Source organism: uncultured Gimesia sp., from assembly GCF_937919775.1.
In the GTDB taxonomy this organism is placed as follows: domain Bacteria; phylum Planctomycetota; class Planctomycetia; order Planctomycetales; family Planctomycetaceae; genus Gimesia.
Window position 1 is genome coordinate 1 of sequence record NZ_CALFPF010000519.1, and the last position, 8,629, is coordinate 8,629.

At 51.2% G+C, this 8,629-nt stretch carries 8 protein-coding genes; 6 read left to right on the forward strand and 2 right to left on the reverse strand.

Annotated elements, in window-relative coordinates:
- Positions 1-160 precede the first annotated feature (160 nt).
- Both Q0294_RS14925 and Q0294_RS14930 read left to right on the forward strand, forming a co-directional pair.
- The gene (locus tag Q0294_RS14925) at positions 161-535 is read left to right on the forward strand and encodes a hypothetical protein (RefSeq protein ID WP_299467029.1); all 375 of its coding nucleotides are present in this window, start codon (positions 161-163) and stop codon (positions 533-535) included.
- A gap of 222 nt (positions 536-757) precedes the next feature.
- Positions 758-2,212, forward strand: coding sequence for a DUF1501 domain-containing protein (locus Q0294_RS14930; RefSeq protein ID WP_299467031.1), 1,455 nt, complete (start codon positions 758-760; stop codon positions 2,210-2,212).
- Between the two features lie 149 nt (positions 2,213-2,361).
- Here the strand turns inward: Q0294_RS14930 and Q0294_RS14935 are convergent, their stop codons facing one another.
- The gene (locus tag Q0294_RS14935; RefSeq protein WP_299467033.1) at positions 2,362-3,651 is read right to left on the reverse strand and encodes a PQQ-binding-like beta-propeller repeat protein; all 1,290 of its coding nucleotides are present in this window, start codon (positions 3,649-3,651) and stop codon (positions 2,362-2,364) included.
- 79 nt (positions 3,652-3,730) lie between these two features.
- On the reverse strand, positions 3,731-4,726 hold the full coding sequence (locus Q0294_RS14940) for an NAD(P)H-dependent glycerol-3-phosphate dehydrogenase (protein ID WP_299467035.1): 996 nt from the start codon (positions 4,724-4,726) through the stop codon (positions 3,731-3,733).
- Between the two features lie 385 nt (positions 4,727-5,111).
- Here Q0294_RS14940 and Q0294_RS14945 point away from each other — a divergent pair, with 385 nt between their 5' ends.
- From Q0294_RS14945 to prs, 4 genes are all read left to right on the forward strand, one after another.
- On the forward strand, positions 5,112-5,351 hold the full coding sequence (locus tag Q0294_RS14945; protein ID WP_299467037.1) for a hypothetical protein: 240 nt from the start codon (positions 5,112-5,114) through the stop codon (positions 5,349-5,351).
- 486 nt (positions 5,352-5,837) lie between these two features.
- Positions 5,838-6,986: a hypothetical protein gene (locus Q0294_RS14950; RefSeq protein ID WP_299467039.1), complete on the forward strand. Its 1,149-nt coding sequence runs from the start codon at positions 5,838-5,840 to the stop codon at positions 6,984-6,986.
- A 66-nt stretch (positions 6,987-7,052) separates the two neighbouring features.
- A complete protein-coding gene (locus Q0294_RS14955) occupies positions 7,053-7,802 on the forward strand; it encodes an NTP transferase domain-containing protein (protein ID WP_299467041.1) in 750 nt (249 codons plus the stop codon).
- Between the two features lie 216 nt (positions 7,803-8,018).
- Positions 8,019-8,629 (forward strand): ribose-phosphate diphosphokinase (gene prs, locus Q0294_RS14960; RefSeq protein WP_299467043.1); only part of this gene is annotated, 611 nt, incomplete at its 3' end.

Genomic DNA, 8,629 nt, shown 5'->3' on the forward strand with positions numbered 1-8,629 from the left:
ATCAACCATCGCCGGCCGCCATCAACAGCGTGCGGCAGAAAGTCCGGCGCGCAACCGTCAACACGCGACCCACGGGCAATAATAATCAGCGCCGCAATTGATGTCCCTGAGGTGGCGCAAAAAGTGATAAAACTATAATGGTCTTGTTGGGGATAATTTTATGAAATCGACTTTGATGCTCGTGATTTTTATTTTGGCTGTTGGCTTACCAGTTGCGTGGTTGTTGTCGGAATTTCAACCACGGCGGTGGTTGCGCATTCTGTTGGGACTTGCTGCCTTGTTGATGACTGTGTATTTGTCCCACGCATTCAGTATATTTGACCGGTTAAATTACAACACAATGTATAGTGAAGCCTCTGCAAAACTGATTGATACGACAATTGTGGAAATCGAAGCGGGACGTTCTAACGAATTCCTTTCTGAGCTTCGGATTCTGCGCAGCAAATTTCGCCCCTCTTTCAAAAGCGTCGACTACAACGAACTGGTGAATCAGTTTGCCATCGAAGTCAAAGAAAAGCACCCAGCCGATGAATGATAACGGAATTTTGTTTATTTCGTTGCCAGTGGCTGGTAGACAGGGATCTGACTAGCGAGGAGTTTGGCAATCAAAAATCTGAATGTGGATCAACAGGCAGGAAAGGGAAAAGTATCCGGATGTGTTAGACAGGGGGAGGTATCGCATGGTATAATTCCGATATAAAGCGGGGGGCGAGGTTTGCGCTTAACCCTGGTAGGAATCATCGGGCAGGTAGAATGAATGGCTGACGGTATGAAGTATCACTCGACAAAACAACAGGCTCAGGCTGCATCACGGCGCGAGTTTTTGAAAATCGGGCTGGGTGGGTTCAGCAGCCTTTCTTTGCCGGGTTTGTACCAGTTACAGGCGGCCTCCGCCGGAGCGAAACCGAATCTTCCCAAAAAATCCAAAGAGCGCACGTCAGTGATTCTCGTCTGGCTGCGTGGTGGTGCGAGCCATTTAGAGACCTATGATCCCAAACCGGATGCCGCTTCGGACTACCGCGGGCCGTTTTCACCGATTGCCACCAAGACGGAAGGGATGTTCATCAGCGAACTTCTGCCGCGACACTCCCTCATTTCAGACAAGTTCACGATTCTACGCTCGATCACACATACGGGGGGAGGACATCCCGCCGGCTCACTGCAGGTCCTGGGAGGAGACGCCGACCGGATTGATAAACAGAAGCCGAAGTTACCCGACTTCATGTCGGTGGCCAATTATTTGCGACGTGATTCTGAGAATGTGCTTCCGAATTATATCGGCGTGAATGCAATTACGAATTACGACAGTTTTCAGATCGCCGGTCCGACATATCTGGGACCGGGAGCGGGGCCGTTCCAGATCCAGGGGGACCCCAGCAAGCCGGATTTCAAAGTTCCCAATATCGGACTCAGCGATTTGGATGAGACCCAGCGGATCACTAAACGCATTTCTCTGCGAAAACAACTGGATCATTTCCGTCGCGATCTGGATCTGGAAGGGGCGATGGGGGCCATGGATCAGTTTGAGTCACAGGCGACCAATCTGCTCACCAGTAAACAGGCAGCCGAGGCTTTCGATTTATCTCGCGAACCGCAATCGGTGCGTGATCGCTACGGAATGCATCAATGGGGTCAGCAATGTCTGATGGCACGTCGGCTGGTGGAAGCCGGGGTTGAGATTATTACAACCGAACTGTCGGGCCCGTTGTGCGGTCGTGTCGGAAACTGGGACGATCACGCCGTCAATCATCATGTGTTTGACGCGTTGAAATACCGTGCACCGTTTTTTGATCAGGCGGTCACCGCTTTGATCGAAGATATCTATGATCGCGGCCTGGATCAACGCGTGCTGGTTGTCGTGGCGGGGGAATTTGGCCGCACGCCACGGATTTCGTATTCTCCCAGTACCGGCGGAGGGATCGGCAGCGGCGTCGCCGGAACCAGTCAGCCGGGCCGAGATCACTGGCCGAACGCGAATTCCATGCTGTTTGCGGGGGGCAATATTCGCACGGGTCAAATCATTGGCGCCACCGATGGAAAAGGGGAAGGCCCCGTCGAACGGGCCGTGGGGCCTCAGGATTTTCTGGCGACGATTTACGCGCACCTGGGTATCGACTACGCCACAACTTTTCTGCCAGACTTTACCGGCCGACCGACGCCAATTGTGACACACGGGCACGCGATTTCCGAACTCGCAGGACGTGTTTCTTAATTCGTCTTTGTAACAGAAAAAACATCAAGATGTGATGTTAAAAACGGGCCAGGTGGGAACCGGGGCTAACGCCCTTCGGCTAATGGTTAACTCTTTCATCATAAGAAAACAGCCCCTCTGTTAACAGCTTGAGGGGCTGAGTCAGCCGTTTATTTCCCTTTGATGGCGTAGAGTCGATCATAGGATCGTAGATAAATCACGCCTTCGCTGATCGCGGGTGTGGAATAGAACGTACCCGGCAATTGATTCTCGGCGATAATCTCTCCGCTGCCGGCATCGACCACGGTGCACAGTCCCTCAATGCTGAGGAAGTATACTTTTCCATCACCGGCGACGAGTGACGAAAAATATTGCCCTTTCATGCGTTTTTTCCAGAGGGGTGCTCCATTTTTCAGATTCAAACAAGTGGCGACGCCGTTCTGGCTCACCATAAAAAGTTTGTCATTCAGAATGAGGGGCGTGGAAGCATCCGGGGTGGAAACATCAAACTTCCATAACAGGCCGGATTTTGTGATGTCGCCGGATTTTCCCTGTTCAAAGGCTTTGATATAACCCAGCCCGCCGCCACCGGGATTTGCAGAGGTCGCAATCACAACTTGAGCATCTGCAATCGGCGCAGCGATGATGCGGCCAAAGGGACTGGGAATATCCAGTCCGCCGGCGATCCAGAGCTGTTTTCCCGTCTGCAGATCGTAAGCGTTCACATGATCAGAACCGGAAACCAGTAGTTCGGTATTGTCGCCGTTCTGATAGATGGCAGGAGTGGAATACGCGTCGGCACCATCTTTCTGAGCCGGTAGTTTTCGATCGACTTTCCAGACCTCTTTTCCCGTATTCTTATCGAAGGCGACCACATACGAGGGGCCTTTGGTGATGCAGGTCACAATCAGTAAATTTCCCCACAAGCGGGGGGTGGAACCCATGCCGAACGTAATGTCGTAAGGACCATATTCTTTCACCAGATCCTGTTTCCAGACGATTTCCCCCGATTCGGCATCCAGACAAACCAGGAGCCCCGTGCCGAAGAACGCCCAGATATTCTGATCGTCGGCGATGGGAGAAGGGGTCGCCGCGTTATGCCGGTCTGCCCAGAGATTGCGTGGTCCGGGAGCCGATAAAGATCCGGAGCCCACTTTGACCTTGCGGATTTCCTGACCACTTTTGCGGTCCAGCGAAATCACCCACAGCGAGCCATCATCGGTTTTGGTTGTCACATCGATCCTGTTGGCCGTGATGGCGGGTGAGCAATCAGCGCGTCCCGGCAGGGGGACTGACCAGAGAATACCCTCTTGCTCTGACCATTTCGCCGGCAGGTTTTTCTCGGAGGAAATACCACTGCCCGTGACGCCTCGAAACTGAGGCCAGGTTTCTGCCTGAGCGAGTGTGGGTAGCAGCAGGGAAACCATCATTGCCGGAATCAACCGTCCTGAGAATCGCATGGAAAAAAACTCCCGAATTGGTGTGAATTAAGATGTTGAGCTGCCTGGGTTTTGACAGTGAGAAACCGTCCTGAAGTAATTATTCTTCGCGTTGAGGTCGCGTCATGAGTGTTTGAGTCGCGTCATTCGGAGATTTGCCTTCGAACAGCACACGGAAAATTTCGGTGGTAATCGGCATGTCGAGCCCTTTATTCTCGGCCAGATCGTAGACACTGCGTGTGGTGTTGACCCCTTCTGCAACGGCGTCCATCGTGGAAAGAATCTGTTCCAGCGTTTCTCCCTGTCCCAGTCGCTCCCCGAGTTTTCGGTTTCTGCCAAAGGGGCTCATGCAGGTGGTAATCAGGTCGCCGACGCCGGCCAGGCCGGAGAAGGTCGAGGGTTCCGCACCTAATGCAGAACCGAAGCGGTTCATTTCCACCAGACCGCGGGTCATGATGGCCGACTTCGCATTATCGCCATATTTGCCTCCGTCACAGATGCCGGCGGCGATGGCAATCACGTTTTTCAAAGCGCCGGCTAATTCCACTCCGACGATGTCGATATTTGTATAAACGCGGAACCGATCTGTGCTGAAGAGTTTCTGGGTTTGTTTCGCAAGTTGAATATCACCGCTGGCAGCGACGACACTCGCCGGCAGGCGGCGGGCGATTTCTTCCGCATGACTGGGACCTCCCAACGCGACAACGGGGCGGGGGCCCAGTACATCGGCGATGATTTCGCTGGGACGAAAAAACGTTTCCATTTCAATCCCTTTGATCACGCTGATCACGGGCGTACCGCTTTTCAGATGCGGGGCCAGTGATGTTAACGCGACTCTGAGAAACTCAGTCGGGATGGCAACCACGAGAAACTCGGCACCATCGACTGCTTCGTCAATGTCGGAAGTGACTTGAATGGTTTCCGCAAGTGAAACTCCGGGGAGCAGTCTTCTGTTTTCGCGATGCTTTCTCAGATCTTCCGCAATCTCGGCTTTGCGAACCCACATGGAAACACCAACGTTTGAAGATTCTGTGAGCAATGTTGCGCAGGCAGTCGCCATTCCGCCACCACCCAAAATTGCAACTTTTGTATCCATAAAATTTCCGTCTTTCATTTCTGAGCGTGAAACGTCTTAAAATAAGACAAGTAAAAGAGACCCCTCCCGAACTCAACAGCATGACAGGAAGAATACTTATGATCCGAATACATGTAATATAACGAGAATTGTGGCGTAAGCCAAAGAAGACAGAAATAACTGTCGATGCTATTTTCTGACAGGACTGTTTCGGGCCAAAATTCCCTCTCCCTCTTCCTGCAAACGTCATTCTGTTGATTTTTCAGTATAATTCCCACAATCCGAATTGTGGAAACGATCCGCAGCAAATGTCAGAAATAATCGTTGCAGATATCAAATATTCGCACATTACCAAAAAATGTAACCTACGTTTTGCTTGGTAAAGAATTAATCAAGGAGCAATCTAATGAAACAGGTTACCGGGCAAAACGCCGTCACATTTGAGGATCGGCGTCAAAACAGGGATGAAAAGCGGCCTGAAGGCGTTGGCGAGAGACGTCAGTTCAGTAATTCTTACGACTCTGAAAATCAGGACGTGAATGAACTGGCATTGGCCATTGACCAGTACAAACTGCGTCACCGCCGACGGTTTATTACGTTTGAAGAATTGCATTCCGTCGTCACCGGTTTGGGTTATCACAAATAAAGCACATCCGGTTTTTTGAATGTTTTCTGGTTGCCGATCGCACCTTCCTCGAAAGGTGCGAGACCCTATCCGACAAACTTCCTGCGAGTCGCCAAAGCGCCTGACTGCTTAACGAAAGCGATTTTCAGGAATTTTCTTCGCGCGCGACGCATGTGGCGCAGTTTCGGGGAACGCGCGGTTGCGTTCAGGATCTCTTTTTGAATGCGTGCGGTTCAGTAGATCGGACTGATTTACTTGTAAAGCTGCCGTGAAAAGTCTTCAACAGGCGGTTTTTTTCTGATAAAATTTCAGAAATTTCAACCTTTTCCTCAAGTTTGCAGTCGATAGTCACCAGATTGATGTTGACCTAATCTGCAACATTTGGAAAATCCCCTCACAAAGCCACCCCAACAACTATGAGTTGAGCTACATTGTGTTGCTGACTCCCCTTTCAGAGCGAGCTTTTCAGCTCATAAACTGATTAATCCCATATTCGCAGGTTGAACATTGAAAGCTTCCCTTCTTTGTCTTACCATCGTTTTTTCAGCCGTTTTGAACTTAAACGCCGCTGAAGTGACTACAATTTACACGCCCTCAGAGGACTTTGAAGAAGTCATTCGTGGGCAAAGCCCTCCGCCGACTTATGAAGAAACGGCGCCGTATGGCTCGAATATACCTCCCAACGGTTCGTATACCGTTCCGGAAGGGCAGGCCTTTGATCCCAATATGGGAGGAGGCAATCTGTATGGCGCACCTCAAGGGGGTTACGACCCTTTTCTGTCTCCGGGTATGGGCGGCGGTGATCCCTATGGTGGCCAGGGGATGCCCGGTTATTCGGGAAGTGTGAATGGACCTCAGCCGTATCGTTTCGGCTGGAGCTCAAAATACGAATTCGGTTTTATGCCAAAGGTACGTACCTACGTCTCCCCGACGGGAGCAAACGGTGGTAACTTTGGGGTTTTCGAAACAGACATTGATTTGACATATACCACGCCGACGAAAAACGGCTGGATTTTCGCCTTTTCACCCGAAGTGGATTACCGAGGCTGGGATGGCCCCCAGTTTATTTCGTTACCGGGCAAGGGATTTCGTTTTGCTTCTGATTTCCAATTATCAACGCCGGCAAACGGACTGTGGAGCGTTCAGTTAGGGTTTACTCCTGCGATCGGAACGGACTTTGGGAAAAGTTTAAGTTCCGATGCCTGGATGTTTGACGCACGAGCCGTGTTATTCTTCCGTCCCTCCAACACCTGGATGTTTGCTGCAGGGGCCGCTTACTGGGACCGGGTGGGCGATTATGTCATCCCTTATGCCGGGATTGTGTGGACGCCCAATGATCTCTGGGAAGTGCGTGCGATGTTCCCCAAGGCGCGTGTCAGCCGCTTCATGGGTAATGTGGGAGACAAGAGCGTCTGGCTGTATGGTAGCTTTGAGTACGACATCGAAGCGTTTCAAATCCAGCAGGCTGGTGTCAACGCTCGCAATCAGGTGGAATTCAAGGATTACGTGATGCTGCTTGGTGTGCGGGGCGACAGCGGCTGCATGTCCATTTTCCTCGAAGCAGGGGGTATTATGAAGCGTGAAGCGGACTTTAAGAACGGCGGTGGTTTTGACGTTAAAGATGGTTTCATCGCCCGATTCGGAGTTCAGTTTTAATCCTCTCGCTTTCCCGCTTTCTGTCATAACCCTGAAAGTCATAACCCTGAAAAAGGAAATTCATTCGTGAATCCTCCTGCAGCTGTCATCCTTGCCGCCGGTAAGAGCACAAGGATGAAGTCGGAACTTCCCAAAGTTCTGCACCCGATATTGGGTCGTCCGATGATCGAATATGTTCTGGATGCCGCTCGTTCTGCAAATTGTCAGAAACTGGTTGTCATCGTCGGGCATAAAGCCGAAGAAGTCGAAGCGGCACTCGCGCAGCATGCCGATGTGGAATTTGCTTTGCAGGCCGATCAAAAAGGGACAGGTCATGCTGTGATGATGTGTGCCGAACATCTGGCGGCGCATGATGGCCCGGTGCTGGTACTTGCCGGCGATACCCCATTGCTCAAAGGCAGCTCACTGGCGCGCCTGCTGGAAATTCAAAAAACGAACCAGGCTGCCTGCGTTGTGGGAACTGCGACCACCACAGCCAACCAGGGGCTCGGCCGCATCGTTCGCGATGCTGAAGGCCGTTTTTTGCGAATTGTGGAACAAAAAGATGCGACTCCTGAAGAAGCCGCCATCGAGGAGATCAATACAGGCTGCTTTGCGTTTGACAGTCGGCAATTATTTCATGCCCTGGAAAAAGTGAAACCCAACAACAGTCAGGCAGAATATTATCTGACTGATTGTGCCGAAATTCTGCTCCAGGAAGGTCAGACTGTTCTCGCTCAGGCTGTGTTTGATATTCAGGAAGCGATGGGTGTGAACACGCAGGAACAGCTGGCAGAAGTGGCCGGATTGATTCAGCAGCGTTTGGCGGCTGAATAATCGACAGAGTTTCTCCCGCTTTTTCATTCAGCAATGTCTGCATTAATTGACCAGATGTCTGCATTTGAGGACTTTCGCGCGAAATCGAAAGCTCATACTTGACTTCTTTCTCTCGATAAGCGTGAATAGAGAAGTATGCCAGACCGTTTTGTTTGGATCTGACCGCCATAGGTTCCCGCATTTTGAAGTATCGCATTACTGCAGGCATCGCTTTCAATGTATGATCATCTGACTCTGCTCAGTGGACGAGCCCATCCCAAGTTAGCTGGAGAAATCGCAGAATATCTCGGCATTCGTCTGGCTTCTGTGGAGTTATCCAACTTTCCTGATGGTGAAATCAGTCTGAAACTCAATCAGAATGTTCGCGGGCGCGACGTTTTTATCGTGCAACCGACGTCGCCCCCCGTCAATGACAACCTGATGGAACTGTTGATCATGATGGATGCCTGCCGTCGTGCCAGTGCCGAACGGATCACAGCTGTGATTCCCTATTTCGGATACGCCCGGCAGGACCGCAAAGATTCTGGACGTGTGCCCATCACTTCAAAGCTGGTTGCCAATCTGATTAATGAAGCAGGAGCAGACCGGGTTTTGGCGATGGATCTGCATGCGGCACAGATTCAGGGATTTTTTGATACTCCCGTCGATCACTTGTACGCTGCCCCGATTCTTGACCGTTACTTCAGATCGCTGAATATTCCCGACGAAGATCTCGTGGTTGTCAGTCCGGACGAGGGAAGTATCAAACGCACGTTACAGCATAACGACAATCTGGGCGGCACACTTGCGATTGTCGATAAACGTCGCAAGAACGCATTGGAAACTCA